This is a genomic window from Desulforamulus putei DSM 12395, from assembly GCF_900129195.1.
Taxonomy (GTDB): Bacteria; Bacillota; Desulfotomaculia; order Desulfotomaculales; family Desulfotomaculaceae; genus Desulfotomaculum; species Desulfotomaculum putei.
The window spans coordinates 1-26,967 of sequence record NZ_FQUY01000022.1; the positions used below are offsets into that span (position 1 = coordinate 1).

General features: G+C 49.1%; 32 protein-coding genes. 1 reads left to right on the forward strand and 31 read right to left on the reverse strand.

Features of this window, described 5'->3' with window-relative positions:
• Positions 1-1,108: DUF3991 domain-containing protein (locus tag BUB67_RS12495; protein WP_073239758.1), on the reverse strand; the 1,108-nt coding region annotated here is incomplete at its 3' end.
• Between the two features lie 555 nt (positions 1,109-1,663).
• Here BUB67_RS12495 and BUB67_RS12500 point away from each other — a divergent pair.
• On the forward strand, positions 1,664-2,914 hold the full coding sequence (locus tag BUB67_RS12500; RefSeq protein ID WP_073239759.1) for an IS110 family RNA-guided transposase: 1,251 nt from the start codon (positions 1,664-1,666) through the stop codon (positions 2,912-2,914).
• Positions 2,915-3,078: 164 nt separating this feature from the next.
• Here BUB67_RS12500 and mobP3 read toward each other — a convergent pair whose 3' ends face one another.
• The 30 genes from mobP3 to BUB67_RS12650 form a co-directional block, all read right to left on the reverse strand.
• Positions 3,079-4,854, reverse strand: coding sequence for a MobP3 family relaxase (gene mobP3 / locus BUB67_RS12505; RefSeq protein ID WP_073239760.1), 1,776 nt, complete (start codon positions 4,852-4,854; stop codon positions 3,079-3,081).
• An 11-nt stretch (positions 4,855-4,865) separates the two neighbouring features.
• Entirely contained in the window at positions 4,866-5,273 is a 408-nt protein-coding gene (locus tag BUB67_RS12510) for a hypothetical protein (protein ID WP_028308203.1), read from the reverse strand.
• Positions 5,274-5,687: 414 nt separating this feature from the next.
• Positions 5,688-5,942: a DUF6103 family protein gene (locus BUB67_RS12515; RefSeq protein WP_073239761.1), complete on the reverse strand. Its 255-nt coding sequence runs from the start codon at positions 5,940-5,942 to the stop codon at positions 5,688-5,690.
• Positions 5,943-6,051: 109 nt separating this feature from the next.
• Positions 6,052-6,345, reverse strand: coding sequence for a plasmid segregation centromere-binding protein ParR (locus BUB67_RS12520; protein WP_073239762.1), 294 nt, complete (start codon positions 6,343-6,345; stop codon positions 6,052-6,054).
• A gap of 4 nt (positions 6,346-6,349) precedes the next feature.
• Positions 6,350-7,231, reverse strand: a complete 882-nt coding sequence (locus BUB67_RS12525; protein ID WP_073239763.1) for a ParM/StbA family protein — start codon at positions 7,229-7,231, stop codon at positions 6,350-6,352.
• A 33-nt stretch (positions 7,232-7,264) separates the two neighbouring features.
• Positions 7,265-7,639: a DUF6103 family protein gene (locus BUB67_RS12530; protein WP_073239764.1), complete on the reverse strand. Its 375-nt coding sequence runs from the start codon at positions 7,637-7,639 to the stop codon at positions 7,265-7,267.
• A gap of 27 nt (positions 7,640-7,666) precedes the next feature.
• Positions 7,667-8,029 (reverse strand): hypothetical protein, encoded by a 363-nt coding sequence (locus BUB67_RS12535; RefSeq protein WP_073239765.1) that lies wholly within the window; start codon positions 8,027-8,029, stop codon positions 7,667-7,669.
• A gap of 72 nt (positions 8,030-8,101) precedes the next feature.
• On the reverse strand, positions 8,102-8,899 hold the full coding sequence (locus tag BUB67_RS12540; protein WP_073239766.1) for a Fic family protein: 798 nt from the start codon (positions 8,897-8,899) through the stop codon (positions 8,102-8,104).
• A 154-nt stretch (positions 8,900-9,053) separates the two neighbouring features.
• Entirely contained in the window at positions 9,054-10,145 is a 1,092-nt protein-coding gene (locus tag BUB67_RS12545) for a M23 family metallopeptidase (RefSeq protein WP_073239767.1), read from the reverse strand.
• A 5-nt stretch (positions 10,146-10,150) separates the two neighbouring features.
• Positions 10,151-10,645: a gamma-glutamylcyclotransferase family protein gene (locus BUB67_RS12550; protein WP_073239768.1), complete on the reverse strand. Its 495-nt coding sequence runs from the start codon at positions 10,643-10,645 to the stop codon at positions 10,151-10,153.
• Between the two features lie 15 nt (positions 10,646-10,660).
• On the reverse strand, positions 10,661-11,680 hold the full coding sequence (locus BUB67_RS12555) for an amidoligase family protein (RefSeq protein ID WP_073239769.1): 1,020 nt from the start codon (positions 11,678-11,680) through the stop codon (positions 10,661-10,663).
• A gap of 12 nt (positions 11,681-11,692) precedes the next feature.
• Positions 11,693-13,525, reverse strand: coding sequence for a VirB4 family type IV secretion system protein (locus BUB67_RS12560; protein ID WP_073239770.1), 1,833 nt, complete (start codon positions 13,523-13,525; stop codon positions 11,693-11,695).
• A 354-nt stretch (positions 13,526-13,879) separates the two neighbouring features.
• Positions 13,880-14,650, reverse strand: a complete 771-nt coding sequence (locus BUB67_RS12565; RefSeq protein ID WP_073239771.1) for a Fic family protein — start codon at positions 14,648-14,650, stop codon at positions 13,880-13,882.
• A 57-nt stretch (positions 14,651-14,707) separates the two neighbouring features.
• A complete protein-coding gene (locus BUB67_RS12570) occupies positions 14,708-15,298 on the reverse strand; it encodes a hypothetical protein (RefSeq protein WP_073239772.1) in 591 nt (196 codons plus the stop codon).
• Entirely contained in the window at positions 15,295-15,597 is a 303-nt protein-coding gene (locus BUB67_RS12575; RefSeq protein ID WP_073239773.1) for a hypothetical protein, read from the reverse strand. The genes BUB67_RS12570 and BUB67_RS12575 overlap by 4 nt, the downstream gene beginning before the upstream one ends.
• Positions 15,598-15,610: 13 nt before the next feature.
• On the reverse strand, positions 15,611-16,180 hold the full coding sequence (locus tag BUB67_RS12580) for a DUF7768 domain-containing protein (protein ID WP_073239774.1): 570 nt from the start codon (positions 16,178-16,180) through the stop codon (positions 15,611-15,613).
• On the reverse strand, positions 16,177-17,037 hold the full coding sequence (locus BUB67_RS12585) for a conjugal transfer protein TrbL family protein (RefSeq protein ID WP_073239775.1): 861 nt from the start codon (positions 17,035-17,037) through the stop codon (positions 16,177-16,179). Before BUB67_RS12585 ends, BUB67_RS12580 begins: the two co-directional genes overlap by 4 nt.
• Positions 17,038-17,110: 73 nt before the next feature.
• Positions 17,111-17,452, reverse strand: coding sequence for a DUF3852 domain-containing protein (locus BUB67_RS12590; protein WP_034420969.1), 342 nt, complete (start codon positions 17,450-17,452; stop codon positions 17,111-17,113).
• Positions 17,453-17,545: 93 nt separating this feature from the next.
• Entirely contained in the window at positions 17,546-19,237 is a 1,692-nt protein-coding gene (locus BUB67_RS12595; RefSeq protein WP_073239776.1) for a DUF8193 domain-containing protein, read from the reverse strand.
• A gap of 75 nt (positions 19,238-19,312) precedes the next feature.
• Positions 19,313-19,870, reverse strand: coding sequence for a DUF6550 family protein (locus BUB67_RS12600; protein WP_073239777.1), 558 nt, complete (start codon positions 19,868-19,870; stop codon positions 19,313-19,315).
• 90 nt (positions 19,871-19,960) lie between these two features.
• The gene (locus tag BUB67_RS12605; RefSeq protein WP_073239778.1) at positions 19,961-20,506 is read right to left on the reverse strand and encodes a hypothetical protein; all 546 of its coding nucleotides are present in this window, start codon (positions 20,504-20,506) and stop codon (positions 19,961-19,963) included.
• The gene (locus tag BUB67_RS12610; RefSeq protein WP_073239779.1) at positions 20,503-20,901 is read right to left on the reverse strand and encodes a DUF4320 family protein; all 399 of its coding nucleotides are present in this window, start codon (positions 20,899-20,901) and stop codon (positions 20,503-20,505) included. Before BUB67_RS12610 ends, BUB67_RS12605 begins: the two co-directional genes overlap by 4 nt.
• Positions 20,895-21,260, reverse strand: a complete 366-nt coding sequence (locus tag BUB67_RS12615) for a hypothetical protein (protein ID WP_073239780.1) — start codon at positions 21,258-21,260, stop codon at positions 20,895-20,897. Before BUB67_RS12615 ends, BUB67_RS12610 begins: the two co-directional genes overlap by 7 nt.
• An 18-nt stretch (positions 21,261-21,278) precedes the next feature.
• A complete protein-coding gene (locus tag BUB67_RS12620; RefSeq protein ID WP_073239781.1) occupies positions 21,279-22,151 on the reverse strand; it encodes a secretion protein F in 873 nt (290 codons plus the stop codon).
• A 5-nt stretch (positions 22,152-22,156) separates the two neighbouring features.
• Positions 22,157-23,086 (reverse strand): type II secretion system F family protein, encoded by a 930-nt coding sequence (locus BUB67_RS12625; protein WP_073239782.1) that lies wholly within the window; start codon positions 23,084-23,086, stop codon positions 22,157-22,159.
• Entirely contained in the window at positions 23,083-24,546 is a 1,464-nt protein-coding gene (locus BUB67_RS12630; protein WP_238457052.1) for a type II/IV secretion system ATPase subunit, read from the reverse strand. The genes BUB67_RS12625 and BUB67_RS12630 overlap by 4 nt, the downstream gene beginning before the upstream one ends.
• Positions 24,547-24,638: 92 nt before the next feature.
• On the reverse strand, positions 24,639-25,454 hold the full coding sequence (locus BUB67_RS12635) for an AAA family ATPase (protein WP_073239783.1): 816 nt from the start codon (positions 25,452-25,454) through the stop codon (positions 24,639-24,641).
• Entirely contained in the window at positions 25,455-26,279 is an 825-nt protein-coding gene (gene cpaB, locus BUB67_RS12640) for a Flp pilus assembly protein CpaB (RefSeq protein WP_073239784.1), read from the reverse strand. It lies immediately after the preceding gene.
• Positions 26,276-26,719: a prepilin peptidase gene (locus BUB67_RS12645; protein WP_073239785.1), complete on the reverse strand. Its 444-nt coding sequence runs from the start codon at positions 26,717-26,719 to the stop codon at positions 26,276-26,278. Before BUB67_RS12645 ends, cpaB begins: the two co-directional genes overlap by 4 nt.
• Positions 26,709-26,939, reverse strand: a complete 231-nt coding sequence (locus BUB67_RS12650; RefSeq protein WP_073239786.1) for a DUF6133 family protein — start codon at positions 26,937-26,939, stop codon at positions 26,709-26,711. Before BUB67_RS12650 ends, BUB67_RS12645 begins: the two co-directional genes overlap by 11 nt.
• Positions 26,940-26,967: the final 28 nt, after the last annotated feature.

Here is a 26,967-nt window from a genome sequence, read left to right on the forward strand (position 1 = left end):
ATACCGCCATGCTTAGCAGCTGTTCCATCAGGACAGCTTTTTGTCTATCGGTTGATCTTGATGACTGCATGAGGGGCACTGCTTTTTCATAGTGCTCCATCAGCATTTCATGGGGATTTTTCACGGATTTGATATGGCTACACAAGTAACGAATCTCTCCGCACAGCTCTTTGCAGGCTTCAAGCTTCGGATGCGGTTTTGCCGGAATCGGTGTTATGCCATGCTGCGCTTTCAAGTCCTCATTCCAATCCTTGCATGCGGGCTGTAAATATGAAATGTAGGCGTATCCTTTTTCATGCAATATGTCTGTAAATCGCCTGGAAGCTTCTATACCGGCAGGATCATGGTCGAGGCACAATACCACATTTTTAATGTGCATATTTTTTGACAGCACATGAAGCATGGCATGTTCAGCCACACCGTCCAGCGCTACATAGCTGTGCTGCTGCCAGCCGTTCTTATGCAGGGTGATAAATGACAGCATGTCGATGGGAGCTTCAAATACATAAAGAATACTGCTTGTACCAATGTAATTGAAACTGTATTTTGGATCGGAGCCTTCCACATTGCCACGGTAACCAGCAGCGTTGGAATAGGTTCCCCTTTTATGTGCATGCCGGGCAGTACCGTTTTCATCATAGCCTACAAAAACAACATTGTGATATTCCTTGTCCTCATATATTTTTTTCTCTCTGACAAAGTGGGTGAGGACATCCCGGTCAATATATCTCTGCTTCAAAAGGTAAGCATATACCCGGCGCATATTATCTGCGGCCTCCGGCAGTATGAATTCTTTTCGTTCTGCTTCCGGCACCTTTTTATCACTTTGTCTAAACGCCATACCCTGTTCGCCGCCCAGCAGCAGTGTCACTGCATCAGGGAATGAGAGGCCATAAAATTCCTGCACAAAATCAATGGCCAGACCACCTTGCCCGGCGCTGTGGCGGAACCACCGGTTGCCCCGGATTGTCACACTATCATGACGCTTCCACCGCCACTCCCTGCCGGAGCGTATGAGCTGCTCTCCCTGCCGTCTGAGAAAGTCCACAAGGTCAACGGAGTTTGCACGCTGTTTCTGCTCATCGGTAAAATGTACGTACTCTGCCATAGCGATCCTCCTTTGTCAGCGTTTCCGCTTGCCCGACCTGCGAAAATAAGCCACCCTTTTCACAGGTGGCTTCAGTCTTGAGAATATATAACAGACGGGGATCTTTTCTTTTTTCTGTAGGTAGTTCTTCTTCATGGGAATTCCTCCTTGTATACTAAGAGCAGCTAAGAATTTGGTTCACATAAACCAGATTTGCAGTTGCTCTTTAGTTTTTTGTTCTTTGGTAAATTTATCGTAATAGATGTTTACGATCCTGGGATGTCTTTGGGAAAATAGCCTTAGGTAGATGCCTACCAAGGGAATGTTCCTATTCCTCCCGTTGCCCCTTTAATGAGGGAGTCTTCCAGGTTTAGAGTGTTCCCCTGGCCCCATGTTGTAGACCAACACGCTGACTGTCTCCCGGTCGATCATCCCTTCCGCCCAGCAGAGGAAGGCTCGTGCACCGATGTTCTCCGGTGTATTCCAATAGCTCGCAAGGCTGTCGTGCATGGGTTTCCCGGGGACATCCCAGGACCGTAGGTATCTTTATCCTCAAACGAAAGGAGGTGAGACTTTATGCCTTCTCCCTTATTTGTTGGGATTGATGTAAGCAGTAAAAACAATGTAGTATGCTGTTTAACCAGGGACGAGGAAAAGAAAGCTTTAAGCCGCTTTAGCGTTTCCAATAACCGTCCCGGTATTATGGAGTTTCAGGAACATATCACCAGCTTAATCCATAAGCACGGATTCGAGCAGGTCTTATTCGGACTGGAGCATACCGGCTGTTACTCTACCCATGCGGCTATGTACCTTCAACGTCACCTGGACTTCCATTGTAAAGACGTTAAGGTGTATATGTTCAATCCCAGTTTGATCAAGGAGTTTAAGAAATCTCATTATCTGGATGCCCCTAAGAACGACAGGATTGACGCCTGGTTCATCGCCGCAAAACTTCGCGCCGGTCATCTTCCCTTTCCCTTTACCTGGAGCGAGCCGCTCCTGGCACTGCAACGCCTGACACGGGCTCGTTTCCATTTAATCCAGGACCTGACGCGGGAGAGCAACTTCCTTATGACCAACCTTTATCTGAAGTTCAGTGACTATACTGTTGTACCTTTTACCAACAAATTGTCTGCCACTTCTCTGGCGGTCATGGAAGAGTTTGAGTCGGTGGAAGAGATTGCTGATATTCCCTTGGACAAGCTGGTAGATTTTTTGGTGATGCACGGTAAAAACCGCTTTGATGACCCCCAAGCCGTAGCCAAGGCTCTGCAAAAAGCCGCACGTTCTTCCTACCGGCTGCCCCAGTCCGTCGCTGATTCCATTAATCTGGCTATGGCCTCCAGTATCCGTGTTATTCGCGTTATTCAAGAGCAGTTAAAGTCTTTAAAGAAGGCCATTGAGGATCATCTCAAGGCAATACCTCAAACCCTGGATTCCGTACCTGGCATTGGCCCTATCTTTGCTTCCGGTATCCTGGCTGAAATCGGTGATATTCGCCAGTTTAAAAATCATCCACAAGTCGCCAAGTTTGCCGGACTTGCTTGGACGGAGAACCAATCCGGGGATTTTAAAGCTTCCCAAACCCGGCTAATCCGTTCCGGTAACCGCTATCTCAAATACTATCTCATCGAAGCGGCGAACAGTGTCAGGGTGCACGACCCTGTTTTTGCCGAGTATTATGCCAAAAAGAAAGCGGAACAGAAGGTTTATGCCGATAAACGTGCCCTTGCGCTTACAGCTCGTAAACTGGTGCGGTTGGTCGATTATCTGCTGCGAACTAACCGACTTTACGAACCCAAAGGAGGGATTCTTCAAAAAGACTAAACCTGACAACGTCTCTATTTCCCTTTTCTGACATTATTTACATATTATTACTCGCGTTGGAAAAGGGGTTAGTTTCTTATTGCCTTTTTTCGGTGCACCCCCCACAGATAGCAGCGTATCGAAAATATTATGTTGACTTAGGGGCTTGACATTATACCGCTGCTCTAATAGCTTTGATGCGGCGCATGGTCGTTATATGCATGACCTTGCGCCAGTTTTTTCTCCATGATTTTTTTGCGAAGCTTTCGGTCAACCTGGATGAGAGGATTGCCAAAAGCTTTCTGATACTCCTCTCTAAAGATGTTGCCCAAGTGATGCATCAAGCGTGTTGCTGCAAGGAGTATGGATGGGTCTTTGAAGGAATCCATGCGTTCCAGCAAATACTTTGCATAGATATTTCCCTGTGCTGCAGCTGCCGACAGCCAATGCAACGCTGTTTCCTTATCCTGCCTGACATCATGCCCCAAAAGATACAGTTTGCCGAGGGCATATTGCGCATACTGATTGCCTTGTTCTGCAGATTTGGTGAACAGTTCCACAGCCTTTACGGCATCTTTCTCTAGATGGTTTCCTGTAAGGTACAGCTTCGCCATTGCATACTGTGCGAGAGCATTCCCGTTGTCCGCAGCTTTCCCCAGCCACTGCAATGCCTTTTCTACATTTTCATGCTCGCTGTCCGATTCAAGATAAATCCTTTCGAGCATATACTGTGCGTTGACATTTCCGAGCTTTGCAGATTTCTCAAAATATGTGGTGGCAGCAGTAATATCACCATCATCTTCTATTGATATATTCTGTTCCTCGTCCGGCTCAAAAGTGAAATGGTGACTGCCGATATTTAACGCTTCGGCAATCACCATGTTTTTAATGCTCTTGAATTCTTTCTGCTGTGAAAGCGGAAGAGGCGGCGGCAGCTTGTCAACATAGGTGCTTAAAACTTCATTACGCATTTCGTACCAGCTGCTGTAAAGCTCTGTTACTCTTTCATCCTTTGCAAGCTCATCGACAATCTGATTAACGAGTGCCTTGAGGGGAGCCTTCAGATAACCGTATTGCTTCTTGCCGGAAGTATGCTTGAGCTTTTCAGCAAGGTGTGCAATCAATTCCTCTATATTTTTATTCTCACATACCCCTGCACGAATTTGAGCAATGATGTCCTGCATGGCCTCACGGCTCTGTCTATTCAGAGCATTGCGTCGTTCAGTCTGCTTCTCATAAATCTGCATCAAGTCCTGGCGGAAGATTTCCCGTGCAAGACTTCCCCGCATGTTTTCTATCCCTTGCTTTGTGACATAGGCTTCTTTGGGATTGATGGAGTAAGCAATCAGGTGGATGTGCGGGTGATGGCTCTCATTGTGAAAAGCAGCATACCATCGCAAATTTTCCGGAGCGATCTTCATATTTTCCGCAATGATATTCCGTTGTGCCCGGATCAAATCCTGCCACGGTTTTGCGCAGTCATATCCCAGCCTCTCTGCATCTTCGCGCCGGAGGGATACAATATTTGTCCACACATTTCCGGAATGGTTTGATACTTCATCAGCAACTTTTGATAGTACAACAGGTACACCTTCATCCGTAAAGAGTCCGTGGCTGCCGAACTTTTCAACTCTCGGACGATTGGCGATGTAGTCTACAAAGTTTTTCTTTTTGCCGATCAGATCGAGATTGTTTTCAAGAGCAATAGAAATAAACTCCGATGCATTTTCCCTGGTAGGTTTTTTCAGATAGTCCTCGTACTCGAATATGTCAGCAGTATCTGGCAGCATTTTCAGGATTTCAGAAATTAGCTGCTGCTGATTTTTTGTTGCAGGAAGAGTTCTGAAACTGTCATCAATTTTTTCGACTCCCTCACGGGTGGCCACATATTCTACCAGATTGGCCAAATGTGCTTTGGGTGCATTTTTTAAGTACCGGCATTTGAATATGATCCTGGGCATAGCATATCACCTTACTTACCCTTTTGATATTTCACTGCCTCCTCAAAGGTGACGGAGCCGATGGTCTTTTTTACATCGTTGATGCATTTCCCACGGAGCTTTTGCAGCAGGGTTTCATCGATCTCGGCGGTAGACGCAAGGACATTCATCATCATGGACATCTCCACCGCCAGCTTGAAAAGCAGCCGTGCAATACGGTTCTCAGAGCTTTCAACAATACCGGAAAGGGTGGAAGTAATTGCACTGGGAAGATATTTGTTGTTTTCACCGGATGTGATATATCCGCTGTAAAAGTGAATGGCCTTTTCTATAAACTCGCTCCGGCTTTTGCAGTTATCCTTCGGGAAAAGCTCGTCTGTCTTTTTTATGGTTTCAGGATACAGCCACAGGGGAATTCTCTTTTTATTCTCCTCTGCCACTCTCAACCACCTCCGTTCCTTGTCTTGATTCCATTCATATATTCGGCAACCACCTGTGAGGTGTACCTGCAAAAGCCTTTGCATGCGGGAAAAACCCGGATTTCCGACCACCCGCGAGGTAACCGCAGCCCTATTTAGGTGCACCTGTCTTAAAGCCTTTCAGTCCGCATTGCGGGCTGATGTGATTCGAGGGGAGGTCGCCTGCGACCACCCCTCTTTAACCTGCACCGTTTTCGACCCCATGGTCCACCCCTGCAAGGATAAGCCATGCCTGCTGCCGTCTTCTTTATGCTCTCAACAAGCCCCAAAAAGGGGCGGAAAACTGCCGACAGGTATATAATAGACGCCACCCTCCCCCTGAAAAGGCCACACAAGGGCACACAGCCGCCAAATATGCGGCTTTTTGTATCCTATTTACACGGTAGTGTTCGCATCATTATTGGCAGCAGCCGTAGAGGAAGGCCGGAACGGTCTTTTCGGCTTTTCCTGCACCCTGGAATCCCGGCTTTCAATGTACTCACGGACAGGCGCTGGGACATGCTTTTCGTAGAGCTTTTGCATCACATCTTCCAGTTCATTGTCAAGGGCGGCGTCATTTTTGCCCATGTACTGGCGGATGGCGCGAAGCTTCTCGGCATCGTATTGGATTTGGATCGTTGCTTTTCTCATAGTGGTTCACTCCTTTATATAATTTTTGTATCGCAGGAAAAAGTAAGCCATGTTGGTGTACTTTCCTGATCCACCATCACAATGACAGCGGGAAAATGAGCCAACATGGTTACAATTCCTCCAGCGCATGGATCAGGCTGCCGGGGAGATCGGACAGCCGAACACCATCATCCGTTTCCCCCGGCAGCTTGGTTTGCAGTTGCAGCGCGGCATTTCGCAACTCGTCCCTGACCACCTGCCGGACAACCTTCTCCAGGCTTTCCGTCTGATGTGCCGTCAGGATGCTGTTGACCACATACTCGGTGCGCTGCCTGCTGGCCTGCCGCGCAAGCAGTGCCTCGGCTCCCCGATGCCTTGGGTTGTCCATATCGAAGGAGAGATAATATCGTTTTCGCCCGGACATAGGCTCACCCCATCAGGAGCTTGTAGCCGTCCGCATTGGCGAACCGGTTCAGCACCGCCACAGTATTGAGGTCGCTCCTGCGCAGCATGAGTTCGAGCAGTTCCGCACCACCGCCCGCGAACACCGTGGGGAGCCGCAGGTCAAGTCCGCGCTCCCGGAGCGCATTGAGCAGTTCCTTGCAGTAAGCCGCCACAGCCTGCTCCACCACAACATGGATCAATTTGCTGTCGGCGTGCTGGATATCCCCGCGGATCGCGTCGGTGATAAGTTCGTCCGACAGGAGGATGTCATTGCGCTGGAGCGTATCCTGAATCCGGCTGTAGAGGGTAATGGTTCCCATGCGCAGGCTGGCGCAGCTCGATCTGTCCAGCCGGAAGTCATGGAGTGTGAGGATATCCACCGTATACCCGCCGATATCCACCAGCGTGATGCTTCGGTAATCCTTCAGCTGCGGATAATACCGGCACAGCGCCGCATGACCCTGCGCGAACACCTTGCACTCGGCGATGCGGCATCGGTAAGACGTTCCCTCGAACAAGAACGAAACATTGTCACGCAGAAAATATCGCCGAAATGCCTCCTTCTGCGTCCCGTAGCTGCCAATGGGCAGACCCACGCCAAGGGCGATTTCCGCGCTTGTGGTTCCTACGCGCTTCATTGCGTCAGCGATAGCCGGCAGCGTCAGGATAAAGGTATCCGGCTCTCTGGTCTTGTCCTGCTGGAACCGCATGCGACGCTCGCCGACGGCGTAATACCTGCCCTCGTAGAAGAGCTGCATGTCCGGCGTGATGAATTCCTTGTCGCTTGCAGTGTATCCGGAGGCATAGAGCATCCCTTCCGAGGATTTGGTGTTGTAGTTTCCGTTGTCCACACCAAGCTTGATCATTGAAATTAGCACCACCTTTTTCTTTTTTGATTTTTACATACTCATGCTCATGCCCTGGGATTCTTCCGGTTCTTCCGGCGGCTCCGGCTGTCTGGCTTGCGGAGATAATGATGCTGATTCAGCCACCGCCTGCTCACGCTGGCGGCGGGTTTGTCTTGACTGGCGTTCCCTTTGTGGCTCCGGCTGCTGCTCCTGAGCTCTCTGTTCAGACGTTTCCTCTTGCAGCGATGCTTGGTCAAGCTTGCTTTCCACATATTCTCGGACGTGTACCGGAACAACTTTTTCATAGGTTTTATCAAGGTAATCCTTTAGCTCCTGCTCAACAGTCAGCTCCTTTTTGCCCATAAAAAAACGGAGTGCATCCAGCTTCTCCGTGGGGAACAGTATCTTCAGTTCGGTTTCTCTCATGGCTCTTTTCCTCCTATAAATTCATTTTCATACCGGTAGATTCCGGCTCCGACTTTGCATCATGAAGCCCTTGAGTTTGCTCCTGATGCGCAGCAAGAAAATCACAGGCGTTGGGCAGGAAAGCAGCGTAGCGGGCGTAACTGCTTCCCTCGCTTTCTCAAGTATACCGTCCGGCCTGTCCTCACCAACCACTAGGAGACAATGATATACGCCTTCCCTATCGCAGTACATGAGATCAATGTTGTTCCGGATAAAGTCATAGTCGTCCAGCATATTCTTGGAAAACGCATCGTATTCCTGAGAAGTAAGCTCAATTATTTTTTCAATAACGCAGTCCCTGGGCTGAAAATCATTGGTCTTTCTTTCAAAGATGGCTTTGGTCCTTAACATTTTTTCCCTCCTTGGCAAACAAAAAAGCCATCCCTTTTCGAGATGACTTTCGCTTCTAAATTATTCTGTTGGCTACATGCCCTGGGTAAAATCCGACAAGCCTTTGCGTTCCTGCTTCACGCCATTGGCAAAAGCCAAGGCCTTTTCCCATGTTTTTTCGGTTTCATATTTGAGAAACTCATAAAGGGGATTTAAGTCCTCGGCTTCATCATACTTTTGCAGGCACTCGTAATACATCCGCTTATCCTCGTTATAAACAATGAGAGGAGGGTGGTTATGTGTCATGAGATAGTAATTCATGAGCGTCCTGCCGACACGTCCATTTCCGTCTGCGAAGGGATGGATATACTCAAACCTTGCATGAAAATAGGCGGCGGCTTTTAAGACATCCTTTCTCTCATACTCATTTATTTCGGCAATCAGTTCCGTCAGGTCGTTTTCCACATCTTCCGCAGCGGCGCCCACCTCATGGACGCCGGTTACATAATCGTGTTTTTTAAATTCACCTGGCCGCTCCTCATTTTCAATATACCTGCGCTCATCGTATGTCCCGCTGGTGAGAACCTTGTGAATTTCCTTAACCAACTCTATGCTGAGAGGCTCCTTTTTCACGATTTTTTCTTTCAAAAACTCATAGCACAGCTTTTGATTTTGCTGTTCAAATAGGGCACGGGGACTTCCGGTATAGTCTACAACCCTGCCGTTTTCAAAGATTTCCCTTGTATCATGATAGGTGATTTCCTCGTTTTCTATCTTTCCGGAATGAAACGCAAACAGGATGCGGAAGCTGTCAAGGTATTTATCTAAATCAGCGGCGGATGCAATTTTGTATGACTGCCACAGTTCAACAACCCGGTTATATTGATCCAAGCGCATTCCTCCTTTTTTACAATATTTGTTTCATTATACCACACTTTTAATAAGCTTAGACAGAATTACGAAGGTTATAGGTTTATTCTAACAGGAAGTCTCGCCATCGGAAGCTACCCATTTTTCTAATCCACGGCATTGTTTTTCACTTTGCTTACGGCAGATAGTTTCTTGGGTTTTGCTTTTCACCGTTCACTCGTACCTCAAAGTGCAAGTGCTCTCCGGTGCTTCGGCCTGTGGAACCGACCTGTGCGATGATGTCGCCCGCCTTCACGGTCTGCCCCTCAGTGACAAGGATTTTGGAGCAATGGGCGTATATAGTGACGAAACCGCCGCCGTGGTCAATGGCCAGATGATAGCCGTAGCCTGTGTTCTTATAGCGTACAAACATCACCGTTCCATCAAGGGCTGCATGGATCGGTGTGCCTTTGGGCGCGCCCATGTCCAGTCCGGAGTGTCCTCTGCGCTGGCCGGTGAAGGGATCGGTTCTGTAGCCAAATTCCGAGGTAACCATGCTGCGCCAGTTTTCACCGAGGGGAGAACAGAAACCGTCCACGCCGGTAAAGGGTGCATCGGACAGCGGCAGTCCGTTTACCCAAGCATCGAATTCTTCTCCATAGGTGGGGACACTGCCGCCGTACAATATGTGGTGGTAAATCTCCGAGGCGTTGGCCTGTTCCTCATAAGTGATTTTCCTACCGAGGGTGCTCTGAAGGTTTCCGTAAATTTCCGGCAGTGATTTAAGCGGTACAGCTACGGTGTATTCTTCCTCCGAGGTTGCGCCATCGCCATTGTCCACGGTTCGGGTGCGGGTTTCATAACGGACAAAGCAGTCGATAAAGGCACGGTAGTCCGAGCTATCCATCTGTATATTTTCAGCGCCGAAGAACAGAGAATAGAAAATTGCCTTAACCCTTGTGCTGTCGACACTGCCGTCCTCCACCCGTGATGATATACCGGAGATGGCGGTGTCAAGCTCAGCGAAGCTGTCCTGCATATCCCGGATATAGGCGGCGTAATCCTCCGGCATTTGGGAAGAAATCGCACCGCCATTAAAGCACAGGTCTATGGCTGCATTGTTATGATCTGCTGTGGCGGAGAGCAGGCTCACGATCATCACGATGGCCAGAATCAACGGTGTAAGAATGGCAGCGATGAGGACGCCAAGGACTCTCCATGTCCGCCTGTCGGCTGCCGCCTCGACCGCCGCTTTAACAGCGAGGGTAATGGTAGCCGGAGCAGCCATAACCATCACCACCATTTCAGGTCAAACAGATTTTCCTGTTCGGGCTGCTGTTCCTCAGCCAGCCGGATGGATTTTTCCACCGCCTGCTCCAGGTACTCGGTATCAAATCCTGCGCTTTTGTAGCCCTCCATGATGGCATTGAGATAGTAATCGGACGGAGATCCGAAGGGATGTCCGTCATTCATGATATAAACCATCGCAGAAATGGTCTTGCCGTTAAGCTCGACATCGAGGATTTCCTTGCGGTAAAAATGGGGATACCCCTCATAACGGTCAAGGGCCTGCAGGTCTTTTTCTTTCAGTTCCCATAAAAGAACAGGAACATGGCTGCCCTTGAGCGGTTCTACCGTTGCTACCGAACCTCTGCGACCGCCACGGAACAGCAGCTCATAATCCTTGATTTTACTTGCCCCGATTACCTTGGCAGTGGGGCATCTAAATGCCATCTGCTGCAGGTTGAGATTGCTTCCGTACGCAATGTACAAGGTTTTGCTTTTCATGTTTGCTCAGTCCTCCTACATGGACATAGAAAGACCGGGGCATTCTTCGGCCTCGGTCTGTTCGATGTCCTCTTGATTTTGTTCTTCCAAAGCTGCGGCTGCCTGTGCCTGTTCCTTTTCCTTCTTCTGCTTTAATCGTTCCTTTTGCCGCTCGGCCTGCTGGGGGTCTTTCCAGGCGATGCAGCCGTCCAGATGCTCCAGCAAATGAAGCCGTGCGGTCTTGAATTCATCGCCGATTAAGCCGAGTCTGAGAAGCCAGGTGCGGAAGGTATATTTTTCATTGGTGCTTTGAGTTTTGGCCCGGCTGGCGCAGCGCTGGGTGAGTGCCTGGTGGCTGATGGCGAGACAGAGCTGAATATATGCTTTGATCTTTCCGGCGTGGGTGGTGCCGTTAAACAGCCTGAACTCGATCGTGCCTTTTTGAAACACACTGTGGAGATTGAGGCAGTGGTACCGGCTGTTGTGGTAATGCTGATGCCTGCCGTCATTGCCGTTGTACCAGATCCAGCTGACATCCTCCAAGGTTTTCGGCTTTTTACGGTTGAGTTCTTCTAAAAAACTTTGCTCCACCTTTTTGCAGTAGCTCCGCTCTCTTGCCACATTAACCTGCAGCGCCTTATAGATCAAGTCCTCCTTGCTGGCCATGATGTTGGTGATATTGCGCAGAGTGTTGGCATTGTGGGGCGAAGCATCCACATGAACATGGATGCCGCAGCTTGCATTGGCAATGGCTCCGGCAGCCCGGAGCTTCCGCACAATCTCCTGTATGGTTTCAATATCCTCGTATTTGCAAATGGGACTGACCAGTTCCACGCGGTAAGTGGAATCGGCGCTGCCTCGTTTGCATTCTGTAGAAATACTGGCATCGCTCACGATTTTCCATCTGCGGTTTTGGCTGTCCAGCACGGAATATGTGTCATAAGCACCTCCGTCATGGGACAGGCGTGTGCCGAAATACTCCGATAGAACCTGTGCGGCCCTCTGCCTGGAGAGTCCTGTCATTTCGATTTCAATTCCAAAGCGTTGGGTTTTCATCGGCCAGCCTCCTTACCGGCCGCCAGCACTTCCGAACAGTCGTGCTTTATGCTCCGGAGCCTGCACCATGAGGTTATACCTCTCGTTGCCGCATTTGTAGAGACACACACCGCGCTGCGGGTAGCGGATCAGGTTATATTCGCTCTGCTCCAGCTGCAGGGTATCGATGTAGAATTTGGCATCAATGTTTCCGGCATTAAAGAGGAAGGCATGAGTCGGTATGGAAAACAAAGGCTTGGTATACTCCCGGATGCCGTCAATATTGAAATCCTCCAGGTTCTGGCTGGCAAGGATCACGGCGCTGTCCTTCTTGCGGACACGCTTCATAAAGTTGCGGATATACTCAACCGCTGTGAGGTTGGTAAGAAACAGGTAAAACTCATCGATGCTTGCTACCGTATTGCCCTTGGTTAAAAGCTCGTTGGACATGAAGGACAGCACGTTAAACAGCAGGGCGTTGCGGATATTTTTGCTTGCCTGCAGCAGTCCTTTCACACCGAAGGTGATGAAATGGCTGCTGGTGATGTTGGTATGCCCGTTAAAAAATTTAGACTCCGCACCCTTGCATAGGGAGTGGAGTCCAAGGCAGATTTGCTGCAGGATTTCTGCGGTATAGAGCTGGCGTTTGCTTTCATCAAAGGTTTTGTATTCGTTTTCAATCAGCTCATACAGGTTGGACAAGATGGGATAATCGGTGGATTTAAGCCGGTCAAAGCTGCTGTGGTCCGTGATGCCCCATTGCTCATACAGCTTCCCCAGCATGATTTCAATGGTATCGATCTGCCGGTCGTCAAAATCCTTGTAGGTTCTGAAAAAGTCCTTGAGAAAGCTGATGTGCTGGCTGAGTTTGGAGGTCTGCCGGAACGCCTGGGGAGCTTCAGCATCCCTGGGGTCGCCGTTTTCATCCCATGTTTTCGGTTCCAGCACATTGATGATATATTCGCCGGACATTAAGTCAATAAAGCAGCCGCCAAGGCTGTTGGTTAGTTCCTCGTACTCCATCTCCGGATCAAGCGCCAGTACATGCATGCCGGACTGCCGCATGTTGCATAGGATGAGCTTCAGGAGGTAGGACTTTCCTTGTCCTGAGTTGCCAAGAATGAGAATGTTGGCATTGGTCTTGTCATCGGCACGTTTATTAAAATCCACAAGAATGTTGCTGCCGAACTTGTCCCTGCCCAGGTAGAAGCCGTTGGCATCGGTCTTGCCGGAGTAGTTAAAAGGATAAAGGTTGGCAACGGAGGAGGCCGGCAGTACCCGCTCAAACTGATCTCCGAACACATTCCAACCCGAAGGCATCACGCATATAAAGCCCTGCTGCTGGCGGAGCATGAGGCGGTCAACGTTGAGCTTAGAGCGAATCAGTTCGGTCAGCACCTCGGTCTGCAGCAGCTTTAACTGCTCAAGGTCGTATGCTAAAAGCTCAATGTAGACGGCGGCATGGAGCAGCGGTTCTTTGTTCCGGTGCATGCTGGCTACGATGGAGGCTACATCCTGCAGATTGCTCTCAGCGGTGACGGTCTGCTGGAGGTCATTGGTGTTGCTCCGCTTCATGCGGTTCTTGTTGGAGGCATTGCTAATGATCTTCTTTTCCTCAACAGGGGTGACGTGACGAGCGTAAATCTTTAAAGTGACGCCGTCCTTTTCCCCAAGGTGGCGCAGGATTGCCTGTTCCTCCGTGGCTGTGGGGTACTCGCGAAGCGCCCACACACAGCGGTAGGTATTGCCGCAGATGAAGTGGTCGGTGTTGAATTTGATTACCGACGGTGCGATCATATCAAGAAATTCCTGTATGCGCACGTCCTCCTGCGCCACGGCAGTATTCATTCGATTTGCTTTTGGCATTGCATCATCTCCTCTCCTCGAAAAAAAATAAAAAAGACCTGCCTGAATTTTTAGGGCAAGCCTCCCACAAATATCCTGTACAACTGCCATCCTAATCACCTCAGCACACACAATAAACGAAGAAGCAGCGGAAGTCCATAGGAGAAAATAGATAAAGAGCAGCCTCACCCTTCATTAATAGGGATAGAGAACATGGCTGCAGCCTTAAAAAAGGCAAAAATAAAACACCAAACGATTTTCGCTTGGCATTTATAATGAATATATTACGTTAGTTGCTGCCCTGCTGTTTTTTCTTGCTGGTCTTTTTGTCCATCGTCATCCGGTGGAATTTCCTCATAATTTGATATATCTATGCTATAGCTGCATACCCATGCCGCTGTCCAGCTTTGGAATTGGTATGTGCAAAAGCCGCATGACTTCCTTTTGGGATTCAATAACCCGCTCTGCAATAAACTGTACAAAGGGTTTATCATCTCTATGGGCTTTTTCAAGAAGTTCAATGTATTCATGTCTAAGCACCGGAGGAATTACAGCCAAAAGATATCCATCCTGTATCAGTGCGGTGTTCATAATGAGCCTGGCAATTCTGCCATTTCCGTCTTTAAACGGATGAATGAAGACAAATCTTTTATGGAGCTGTGCTGCAAACACTACCGGATGAAACTTGTCTCTTTCGGTTGCAATCCACTGAAAAAGTCCATCCATTTCTTCCTGTATGCGTTTTGTTTCTGCCACAGGATATCTGGAGCCGCTGATGAAAACATCCATGTCACGGTATCTTCCGGCATATTCTTTCTCTATATTCTCATAAAACATTTGATGCATTGTCAGAACATCTCTTTCCGTGATGGTTCTATTTTTAAGCAGGGTGAACATGAAATCATAGGCTTTGGCATGACCGATTGCCTCAAAGGTATAACGCAAGGGTTTACCGCCAACAGTCAATCCATCCTCAAGCAGCACTTTGGTTTCACTTTCCGTAAGGGTATTTCCCTCAAGAGCATTGGATGACCAAGTGAGTCCGATACGATAGTATTCTTTAAGTTGTGTCAGCACCTCACCCTCGAAGGGTCTGCGCTCATCTATGGCAGCCTTATATAAGTCAAGTAATCTGTATATGTCCATCTTTATTCACCTATTTTCATTGTATTTATCATTTAATTATACCACAAAAACTTCCATTTAGTCACCAAAAATCACCCATCTTTCACCATCGAAGTCTTCGAATTTTTCGGTAGTCACGTTCTGCTCAAAGTACACGGCGAGGATTCTTTTGATGTCCTCTTTTTCGGCCCTTTTAACGGAAAAGCCCTGCTCTCGCAGAGTTTTTTCAATACGGTTTAAATACGGGAATACCTCGTTCGGTTTTTCATCCCGCAACCGGATAACAATGAGGAATTCACGGGCGGTCGCCATCTGCACCTGTATGCGGTCAAGGAAGGTCAAGTCTGCCTCCAAAATCTTTCGGACAGTGGGGTTATCCTCCTGTTCAATGCGGTTTCGTAAAAAACGCTTGTTGTCCTCAAAATTTTCACGGCTGTTAAGACACAGCATTTCAATCTCAGCCATGCCTTTCAGAACAGTCATAAGAGCATAGATTCGGGCGGCGATACTGGCTTCCGACAGAACCGAGATGTTGGTCGGCTTGATGATAAAATATACCAGTTCGCCATGGCCGTAAGTCAAAAGGCTGTAGTCAGTGATGGCCTTTGTGTTTATGAGCTGCCGTGTGGAGAGCTTTTGTTTGGCTGTCTTTTTTTCTTTTCTGCTCATTTGTCCACCTGCTTTCTATTCGGTTCTGAATGGACAGCGGGTTGAAGTTTCCATTCATATAACTGCTGTTTGGTTATAAAAAAGGCACAGGCATACTTGATAAAATCGAGGATAGAGGTGTCCTCAAAACGGATGGTTAAAAAGGCATAGAGGGCAGTTGCCACTATCGGAAGCAGAATGCCGAGCTGTACGAGCGCAAACACAGAAACAAGACATCCGATGCCGATGATGCCGATATCCCGAAGCTGCCACAGCCAGAGTACCGCCTTGGATTTTAAATTATCCGGGTAAATATACATACTCTGCCCCTCCTTATAGCTTCATGTTTATGCCAGAGGATTGATCTTCATTTAGTTCAATTTCTATTTCCTTGGGATAGTAGGAGACATTTGCCGTGCCAATGTTTTTCATAAGTGTGCTTGCTTTCTCGGCAGCTTCCTCATAAGTATCAAAGATTTGCACCTTTCCTTCCGATTTCAGCCAATCTTCAGCAGCGCCGAAGATAGAGGCAGCACTGCGCTTTGCCCAAATTCCCCATCGCTTCATGTTCATCACTCCCTGAATTTTATTTGAATCTTGAAAAATAATTTTAATCCCGAGCCTTTCGGCTTCCTGAATTTCACGCCGCATACCCTCGGATATCCTATCACCGAACACCCACAGCTCAGAGCATAAGGCAAGAAGCTTAAGCCCCATTTTGATTCCCAGCTCTCGTTCTGCTGGATTTGATTCACAGAGAAATCTCGTCAGCAGCAAATGTGGAGCCAGGGGAATTACGCCACAGTCTGCGGCATAGCGGCAGTATGCTATTGCCCTTTTGGTGTTATATTCAATATCTCCGGCATAGGGAGAACAAATATAGACCAGCTTCGTATCCGTCATTTTGCCACCGCCCTTACCACTGTGCGCGTAATGTTCATCGCAGTCTGCGCCGCATACATGGTACTCATGAGGTTGCCCCTGGTGCTGGTGTCAAGCCCGAACTGCCCGGCAATCCGTGGTATCTCTGAAGCTGCAAGCATAAGGCCAAGGCCTAGAAGCATGTTGCTGTTAAACACCATGAGCCCTGCAATGAGGATGGTCGCCTGCAAAAATGCGGTCAGGCATAAGCCCACCACCTGTTTGCACCATGATACGAATCCGTCTATATATCCTCTGGGGACACTGAACATATACAAGCTGCCCACGGCAATCTGGATGAGCAGAATTCCCCCTCTCTTGAGGTTGGCAAAAAACACTTTGATTACCGCATAGCCCATGAGGATCAAACAGAATATCCCCATAATGGGACTGACTAAGACATCGCCTATGCTGGCAAGGGCAGCGGCAGCCATGGTGCTGATGCTGCTGTCTGCCGCCGCAAGTCCTGTGATGCCGGATGTGAAGGCGCCCTGCAGGGTAATCGCCAGCTTGTACAGTTCCACCGGCACAATGGTAAACAGGCTGACAGCCATAAAGCCTTTGATGGCATTTAAAGCTGTATCCTTGATGCTGCCCCTGCCGCTTTGGTATTCAATACCGCATTCAAAGGCGGAAACTACAAGCCCCGTCCCATAAAGCGCCCATGCAAGATAGGAGAAGAACAGCACGATGGCCTGCACCCAGCTCATCTCGAACAGCTCGGCTCCCATGTTGCCCATCATAGCGAAGAATTCACCAAGAAAGCCGATTATCTGAGCATAGATCCAGTCCATAATATGTCCGAGGACAGTGTCAGCAGCAAAATCCCATATGAACATTTATAAGTTCACTCCTTTCGGAAAAGATTGAGAGCCTGCTCTTACACAGACTCCCTGCACAATTTTGCTGCTGTTACATGCCAAGAATCTGCCAAATATAAAGAGGCGCTGTGAGGGTAAATATCAAGCAGGCGAAGAGAATAGCAGGAGCCGTCCACTCAAACATTCCGTGTTTTCTATAGTCGAAGTACGCCATCCCCAGTTTGGCGAAGAAAAACACAGCAAGAATCAGGTCGATTGCAGGGAAAACGACCTTGTTGACCACGGTTTTAATCTGCGCGGATGCGTCCTTCCATGTGCTTTCTATGGCTCCCGCAACATCGCCGGTAGGAGCGGCATAGGCGGTCATGCAGAAAACGCTGATAAGGACAAGGGTGACGCAAAAAAGGTACAAGAACTTTTTCTTTTTTTTCATCAATTTTTCCACCTTTCATCCATTATTGCTGAAAAAGAAAAGACCGCAGGGCTTTTCACGCCTTGCGATCCTATTCTTTTTCTGATGATTTTTTTAAGGTTTTACGGGCGCGATGTGCCAGTCATCCCATAAGCTTCCGCTTATGTTCACTGAGTCTGTTAGGTTCATAGAGAGCATCCCCTGCGGTGTCCAGCAGTCAATTAGGTACGTATACGGGGTGTAGCTTCCATCCGGCATCCAGATTGGGGTGAAATGGGTGCGCCGGTTGTAGGTTGAATATCTGTTCTTAGCAAACTCGAATTTGGCACTGTAGCCGCTGCTGGTTCTATCCAGCAACCGCCAGTAGTTTTGGTACTGGAATTCTGGGAAATAGGTCACAGCAGTCTGTGCGCCGGTCACTGCCCAGGACTGATTGGTGCTGACATTGGCAGACACGATTTGGTTGATGCCATATCCGCTTTTCATGGTTTTCCCCGATGCGGTTGGTGCTTTAGCATCGGGAATGATGCTCATGGAAGCTGAGAGATCTGCCCTGTAGGAGTCATAATCAAACTCCCACCAGCCGTGATCGCACCAATAGCCTGAATCTTCGCCGGTGGAGTGCCACACCCAATACTCCTGCCACCAAGGACGCCACACGCCCCATGAGGTGGATGTTACCTGTGGGTTGCTCGGAACGCTCGGTTTAGAGTAGGAATCATTGCGATCATCCGCAACGGGGTTTGGCGGATCATTGCCCGACAGATCCACAATATTGGCGGTGATGGTTCCTTGGCTTGCCCTGCCTCTGCCGGTTACGGACACAGTTATTGTCATGGTCTGCGGTGTGGAAGGTGTCGTCCAGCGCACCCACACAAGCTGGCTGTCGCCATCCGGATAATATACGTTGTTTACCGTGTAGGTTTTGCCGCCGATGGTAAAGCGTACCGATACAGGATTGTCGGGATCAGCCTGGCCTCCGCTGACCGTGACCGAGGTGATGACCTCGGTATTAACACGATAAGTGTAATCGTAGCTGCTCACTTGGGGAGGCTCTGCCTCGCTGAACCGTACAATGCCAAGGCCAAGGGAGGACTTTATATCCGCATTGGAAGCTTTTGATGTGGTGCTTCCCGACCACGCAGGATAGCCAAGATCAGGCGTTTCCAGAAACATGGCAAGGGGTAGATTTTGGTGTGAAAGAGAAGCCATTTTGCTTCTTAAACCGCCGCCGAGCTGCTCGTCATAAAGGGCAGCTTCTGTTGCAGTCACAGCAATCCTTACGCCTTGAAAGGTCATATACGCAACTGGCTCTAACAGTATTTTGTAGTCACCGCTGATGAGGGTGTCGTAATTGAAGCCGGTAACATCGGCAATCCGCATCAGTGTATATTCCGAACAGAAATATCTCTTTATGGCTTCAATGTTTGCATTACCGCTGCCAGAACTGATAATTCTTGGAATCGCTTGTGCCGGATTGACATAGGTGTATGTTTGTGGATTAGGTGTCAGAGAAACACCTTTTGTATAAGATATTTTGCTGACTTTTCCAAAGTGTGCCTGGATGTTATCGGGATTTTTGTTGGTAAAATCAATGGGTGTGGTGACCACCGCACGATCTCTTGCCCTCACAACCGTAACCCGCACACCCTCATCGCCAGGATTCCAATAGTTTTCGCTGGTACCGCTGCCCATCCCGCCGCCTCCATGGTCAATGTTCCCTTCGCCCTCGGCATAGGCGGCGAGAGGAGACAGGAAGGTCACCAGCAAGGCCAACATAAAAAAAATACTAAGGTTTCGTTTCATAAAGACCTCCTTAAACAGCAAGAAGCACAACATTTCTGCTGCGCTTCTTGGAGTACTTTATTCTAATTTGATGGGCTAATCCATTTTTCCAACTTGTTTATTGATATCACCATCACCGTCTACTGTTGTACCCGAACCTCCTGTTTCAGTTACCCATCCGAAGCCGGGAAGATAAACCTTGCCGTCTTTTTTCTCACCGCCCTGCGGCTCACCGGTCTGCGTGGTATTTGGTTTTTTTACACTGTCATGGTCTACCGCTTTCACATTGTCAACCTTTTCTCCGTTGGGCTTTTGGGTTTTGTCGGTCTTTTGGCTCTCTGTCGGCGCTGCCGGTTTGGTCACTTCCGGCTGCAGGTTCTGTACCGGCTGATCGGTCTTAGCCGCTGTGTCATCGGTCGGCGCTGCAACCGGTTCGTTGGCCTGGATGACCACTTCTTTTTCTTCTGCCTTATCACCGGTGTCGATGGCTGGATTGTTCTCATTATCTGTAACTGCAGTCGGCGAAGCTATCACATCATCCACCGGTGTTTGCGTCTTAAATTGAGAGGATATTGCAATAACCAGCGCCACGCACACAATGCCAAGTCCGGCGATGGTCAGCCATTTCTTTGTCTTGTCAGTTATATTCTTCATAAGAGATTACCTCCTTGTCTATTTTTTACAGTTCCTTACAAGCCACCCTACCACAAGAGTTTTCAAAAGTCTATTACAACTCTGAAACAGTTAAAATAGAGGCATATATTTCGCCTGCACCTTAAGGTTCATCCGCATCGGCGGCAGGGATTTGCCGCCAAAGGACACCGGAACCTCCAGCCGGATCACCGCATCGGCGAGAAGGCCCTGCGCACTATCGGAGTCGGAGGGTGCAAGGGGCACATTAGTAATATCGACGGATAAACCGGAGAGCTTGAATTCCACCGCTTCGCCTGCGTATTTCACATGATAGCCGCCGTTTTTTTGCAAGCCAAGGGTATTGTCAAGATACTCATAAATATCGCCGTAGTCAATGCTGCCCTCCCATGAGGAACCGCTTGGCTTATACCCTCCTGCATAGCCCTCCCGAACGCCGTGGTAAACATCATCATAGTTGTCGTTAACTGTCGAAATGATGGCAGACTGCACCGCATCCCGAACACCAGAGGCGATGATCATGAGCCTCATGTATTCGGATATTCCGCACAGGATGATGACAAGCGCGAGAGTTATGGCAACAACCAATGGGAATGACGATCCTTTTTTTTCCTTTAGTATACCATATAATTTTGTCATTTTTTCCAATACACCTCGCTTTTGCCTGTCGCCTGTGCGGTCAGAGTAATGGGAAAGGAGCCGAAACCGCCAAAGAGTCCGATGTCGGTCTGCATGGAAACGGTCACCGTGAACTCTTCATTGAGCTGGATTTTGCCGGTCTTTGACCAGGAAATGGCGGGATCAAGTCCTGTTTTTTCCCGCAACACCTGCGCCCGCATGCTGGTTTCGCTGCCGACCCTGCCTGCAATCTCCGCTTCTCTGCAAAGTTCTGAGGCAAAGGTGTCAAGTTGGCTCTTGGCGATGTAGACCGGAAATACCTTGACGGCAAGAGCAATGACAAGCATGGCGCAAAGTACCAGTATCGCCACATCGATGTAGCCCTCCCCGCCCTTGGTTTTCAGGATTTTCAGCACATTCGCACCCCCTCGTGCTTAGGCTCCATTAGATCATCCTCCATCGGATAGTCCTGTTCGATATCCTTCTTGTCACAGATGTCATTAATCAGAGTCTCTAAGGCATAAGACAGGTCATTCTCCATAATCAGGCACTGGTCATGGAGAACCATCAGTGGTTGTTTAAATTTCAGCAGGTATTCCAATTGGTGATTTTCCATGGGAACACCGGATTTTAAGGCTTTATAAATCTGACGTACTGCGCTGATTTCCTCAGACAAATTTATTAATTCTTCTTTCTCCTTGCTCATCAGATCATCAAGGTATTTCTTGTAATTATCCTTAATTTTTTCTTGAAACTTTATATTCAAATCATCCATTTTCTAAAGCCTCCTTTTCTAAAACATCCCGCCGAGGGACTTAATGATCTCATAGCCAATGATGGCGAGATAGGTAAACAGGAAGCATATCAGCATAATGAAGGAGAAAATCCGGATTTTGGGCGGTATCTTCTGCGCCTCACCCTTGAGTCTTTGCAGCTCCAGCACCTTAAAATCATGGGCGAGCATCTGAAAATAAATCGCGCCGTCATCGCCGCGCAGAACACCAATGAGTCCGCGCACTACATCAGAGAGTTGCGGTGAATTGAGCCTTGCCTCGAACCGCGTGAGTGCTGCCTCGTAACTTGATGAGCGCATGTCTGCAGTCACGATGTCCAGTTCACTTGCAAAAGCAGCGCCTGCATTTTTCTTAAAATTCTCCAGAATGGACAGCACATCGCGGCTGCTTTTCAGCGACTGTTCGATGGTCGCCACGAACCTTGGCAGCTCGCTTTCGATCTGCTCTCGTTTGACCTTCAGCTGCTCATCCGCTTTTCTGGTTTCCTTGAAATAGACCAGCACGGCGAGCAGCACCATCACCAGGGAAAGCAGCGGGAACAAGAACAGGCAGGGTATCACGCCAAGGAGGATCGCTCCTGCTTTGACGAAGGCATACGCAAGGTAAACCTCCGGTGTCATACTGATACCCGCCGCTTTGAGGACGTTGGACATGCGGCTTTTGCGGTACTCATCCAGGCGAATAAATCTTGACAGCCTGACAGCGCCGGACATGAAATACGCATCCACGGTTTTGGCAGCCTTTTTGTCCTGCTTACCGGCACTGAGCATGGCCTTGGCTGCTCCCATGGTCGGCAGCTTGAGCACATCCGCGAGAATAAAAAACAGCCCTGCCGCAAGCAGGACTGCAAATAAAAATAATAGTATCAACATGTATGCTACCTCCTGTACTCAATGGGCTTAGTCAGCTTAATGACAAAGGCGGTGGAAATAAAAATTGCCGCCGCACACATGGCAAGGACAAGCTGCCCCACAAAAGTGTGCATTAACGTGTCATACCACGACTTATTGAGGAAATACATCAAGGGGATATTGCCCATGACAAGGAGCGCCATGATAATGAATTCCTTGCGAGGCTCGAACACGAGATATTCCAACTCCGCGTTGACAATTCGCATATCCGAGAGCTTGCTGACAATGGGGGTCAGCGTTGTCTTGAGGCTCCGGTCATACTGGCAGGCGGCAATGGCATCACACCACTCGCGGAACACTTCGTTGTCAATCTTGGTCTTCATAGTTTTCAGTGCCGCATCCACATCGGGGTTGATGAGCCTCACCTGTGTCAGAAACCCGGCAAATACATTGCGCACCGGCGGGTTTAAGTATTGCATATTTTCCTCCACGGCGGTCACAATGTCCTCGTTTCGCAGGTAGGCCGTGGTGATGATGGACAGCGCGGTTTCCAACTCTGCAGCAATATTCTTTTTGTAGTGGGTGACAGTCAGCTTGATATACCAAAACGGCAGGAACATCAGGCCCAGCGCAAGGACAGGGACGAGGAACACATTCTGCAGCAGAATGGCAATACTTACGCCTATAGCGAACAACAAGAGCGAACAAGCACAGATCAGGGAGAAGCGGCTGCTTCGTCCGGTCAGCGCGAGAATTTCCTGCGCTTCTATAATCTCCCTGCGGAGGAAGGAAGGGCGCTTGCGCTTGGTGGCCTCGTTGATTTCATCCTTGATGCTTTTGGGTCTTTTAATCAAAAAGCTGAACAGGCCGTCCGTGAACGCTATGGGCGAGATTCCAAGCAAGATAAAAGCACCGGCAATCATGCCGATGCAGGCGATGAGCTGAATAAAAGTCATTTTTCAATCACTTCCTCTTTTTTCTCATTTAATTCGCTGGAGGATGAGCTGCTGTTGTGCAATATCTCGGTACGCAAAATGGGTGCAGCAGAAAGGTTCTGTGCCAGATCATCCTGCCCTTTCGTAATTTTCTTCAGTGTCTCCTGCGGCATGCCGTTTTCCAGGAAGCGCTTTTGCAGGCTCTTGGAGATGGTATTCTCCTTCCGATGGCTGCCGCTAATGATGAAACGGTCGCCTTCCATGCGGCTCTCCGTGATGTGGAACCGGTATAAGGTGCGGAAGTTGCGTGTGCCATCAGGCAGGATTTCACACTCCATGATTTCCATGATCTTGCGCTGCTTATTCTCCAGCTGCTTGGTGAACACAACAATCGGAAACGCCTCGGTCACAAGGGACATGAGGGTATCGTCCGCAATATCGTATTTCCGTTTGCACAGCGTGGCCATCCTGCGCCATGTGGCTTCACAGGAATTGGAGTGGATGGTGGTCAGCACCGTGTGGCCGGTACGGGCGGATTCCTGGGCGGTGTATGCTTCTGCAGAGCGCATCTCGCCCACGCAGATAACCTCCGGATTGAAGCGCAGCGCCATATCCAGGAGCATATCCTGATCAATGTTCTGCTTCTCGTTATCACTGGAGCGTGTCAAGGTATGGATAACGCTGTTGACCACCTTGCCGTCCTTTTTTCGCACCAGTGCCAGCTCACGGGAGCCGTTTTCAATCGTAAAGATACGCTTGTTGTCCGGAATGGTGGTCAGCAACCAGCCGGCCACCGTAGTCTTGCCGGAGCTGGTCGCGCCAGCCACACACACCGAAATGCCGTACCGAAGGCATTCCGCCAGGAAGTCCAGCATCTCGTCGGTTGCTGTGCCGCCCTTTACAAAGTCAGCTTTCTCCATGTTCTGCGGATTCACAATACGGATGGAGGCCGCCACACCTACATCCTCGTCCACGAGGGGTGTTTTCAGCACGGCGATGCGGATATTTTTGCTCAAATGTCCCAAGATAGCGGGACTGGCATTGTCCAGCACCATGCCTGACACATGGAGCATACGGCGGATTACGTTGATGGCGTGTTCGGGAGAGTCAAAGTGTTCGTCAAGCTTGACTGTAGTGCCATTGCTGTACTGGACCTCAATGTCATTCCAGGCGTTGATGTCAATTTCCTCAATCCCTGCGCCGAAGATGTATTTAGTGAGAAATGAGAACTCGGCCATTTCGGTATAGAGGGCATCAACGAGCTGCTGGTCGGTCATCCCCTTTACGGCGATGCGGCAATCCATCAAGTACTTGCTGATGTACCGCTTGACCTGTGTTTTAACCTCATCTTTTCCCCCATTGAGAATGAGGGTGGAATACTTGCTGGAGATATACTCCTGCACTTCGCGCAAAACAGTGCCAAAATCCTTGGAGTTGTTATTTGGCGCAAAAAACAGGTTGTGGTTATGGGCTGCATTCATAGGCCGGATAGTTTGCGGCGATTCTACCGCAAGCACTTCTGCACTTCTTACCTGGAACTTTTCAAGGGTTCTTTGCTTACGTTTTTTGCTTTTCATATGCCAAAGACCTCCTTTGAAATTTTTTCAATCTCCTTGCGGAAGCCGCGGCTGTCCTTGAGCACCAGGTCCCGGAACAAATCCCCGGCAAGAGCTTGATTCTCCAGTTCATCGGAGTGGGGTATCTTGAACACCACATTGCCCAATACCTGTTCAATATGTTCGCTGGCTTGATTGGTCTTTACATTGCTTGCCACCTTGTACTGCTTATCCGCATCCCATTTGTTGTCTTTCAAGAGCGGGAGCTGGGATGAAAGATAGCTGATTGATTTGAGATCGCAATTGACCAGACGCAGTACCGAGTCCGCTTCCATGAGGGCAACAGCGGAGAGGATGTCGTTGGCGATATAGCTGCTGCAGTCGATAATAACGTATGGCGCAACATCCCGCAGATGATCGAGCAATTCTGTTGCAAGCTCCGCGTTATAGGGCGGGTAGGTGAACACATTCTCTCCCTTGAGCATGCCGATTAGGGTTAAATAGCTGATTTTCTTATGGGTGATGCAGTTCTGTTTGATCAGGGTATCCGTCACATGGGTTGCAGCCAGAATACTGCCCAGCGACCGTTCCCATTCAAGGTCAGAGGGCGGACAGATGCAGGGCAGCATGGGCGCGGTCATGTCACATAAAAGCAGCACTACATTGCGCTTTTTGTCTGCCAGATGCTTGGCCAGCTTGACACTGACGGTGGTCTTGCCGGAGGAGGGGCTGCCCCATACGGCCAGCACCTGAACATCCTTTTCAGATTCCGCAGCCTGCGCCTCAACACCGGTGTTTCGGGAGAAAATGCTGCCTTTGATAAAATTAAGCATTTATTCTCCCTCCTTTGGCGTGTCGGGTTTTATATTTCCGGTATTCTCTGCCCCGGTTGACTCTGTTTTTTCTTCTCCTGTTTGCACCTTGGCGGAGGGATACAATTCCTCGATTACCTTGTCCTGTGCCTCAATAAACTTGGCGGCATTCTCCTTGCTGCCCCGGTACACGAGGGACAGGTGCAGCTTGCCGTCCGCCTCCAGCTCGGCAAGGATTTTCGATTGCTCCGGCGATGCCAGAAGGGTGACGGTGCTTGGGAGCTGCTTTTCATCCTCATTCCCCCGCTGTCCGCCGGTGTCAGTATCATAGCCGGTGTTGGCGGTGACGGCAATGACCTCCACATACTTAAGCTCCGCAGGAATGACGGTCGTGCCTCGCTTTTTGTAGTCTGGAGCGATGACTGATACGATGTCGCCAGTAGCCAGCTTGCCGGACAGACCGGTGGCAAAGCTTTTGAGCGTCACGGAGATGGCCTGCTTTTCGCCATTGAGGTGGTAAAGATAGGCATTTTCTGCCGCAAGCACATCGGTTAGCTTGGAGCTTAAGATGTAGTCGCCTGCAGCCATGTCAGCCGCAGCATATTTTCCGATAGCCGTATCCACATCTTTGACTACATTTTTAGAAAGGTTGTAGCTGCCGACCTCCACAGTTTTCAGCATCTCCCTGGTGATCTGATCTCCGGCTTTGATATCCTTGATGACACGGACAATGTCCGTTTTTTGGGAGATACTGGAGTTAAAAAGCGGCGCTACCACAAAGCAAATCAAAAGAGATAGCACAATGCAGATGACACCGAGTACGGTTCTGTTTTTTAGAAAGCTCATAGGGTGATTCCTCCTGTATTCATGAAATATATGGCGATACAGCCGATAGATAAAAAGGGTGCAAGAGGGTATGCTTTTGGGCATTCCCTCCCGCGCAGTCTTTGGACTATGGCATGGAAAACATAAAAAAGAAGCATGGCAGTAAGTCCAATGACCATGGCCGCAATGCTTCCTGTGAAACCGAGGACAATACCCGATGCCGCCATCAGCTTGATGTCTCCGCCCCCCAGGCCGCCCCAAACAAGCGCGGCAAGCAGGATCGGCATGGCTGCCAGTACGCCGAACAGCTTCACCGGCTCGAAGCAGATCAGTCCGGTGAAAGCAATAAACAGGCAGATAGTGTCGGGGATAATCCTCTTTTTGATATCGATGACAGATGCCGCCAAAAGCAGGGCAATAAAAATGCCGCCCTGCATAAAGAGCAGCAGATTAGCCTGCATAATTGAACATCTCCTGGATGCGCTCCTTTAAGGTCGGCAATACCGTTTCGCCAAACAGGGCATAGAGTCCGGCCAGCACGAGTCCGCCGATGACCACAGCCATTAAAATTTTGATTGCCGTATCCACAAAATTTTCACCGCACTGTGACCGCATCAAAGTTTTTGCTATCAAAAGCTTTCCGGTGATTTGATCTTTTAGCTTAGTTGCAAGTTTTTTCATCGCGATTTACCTCCATAAATTTAATTTT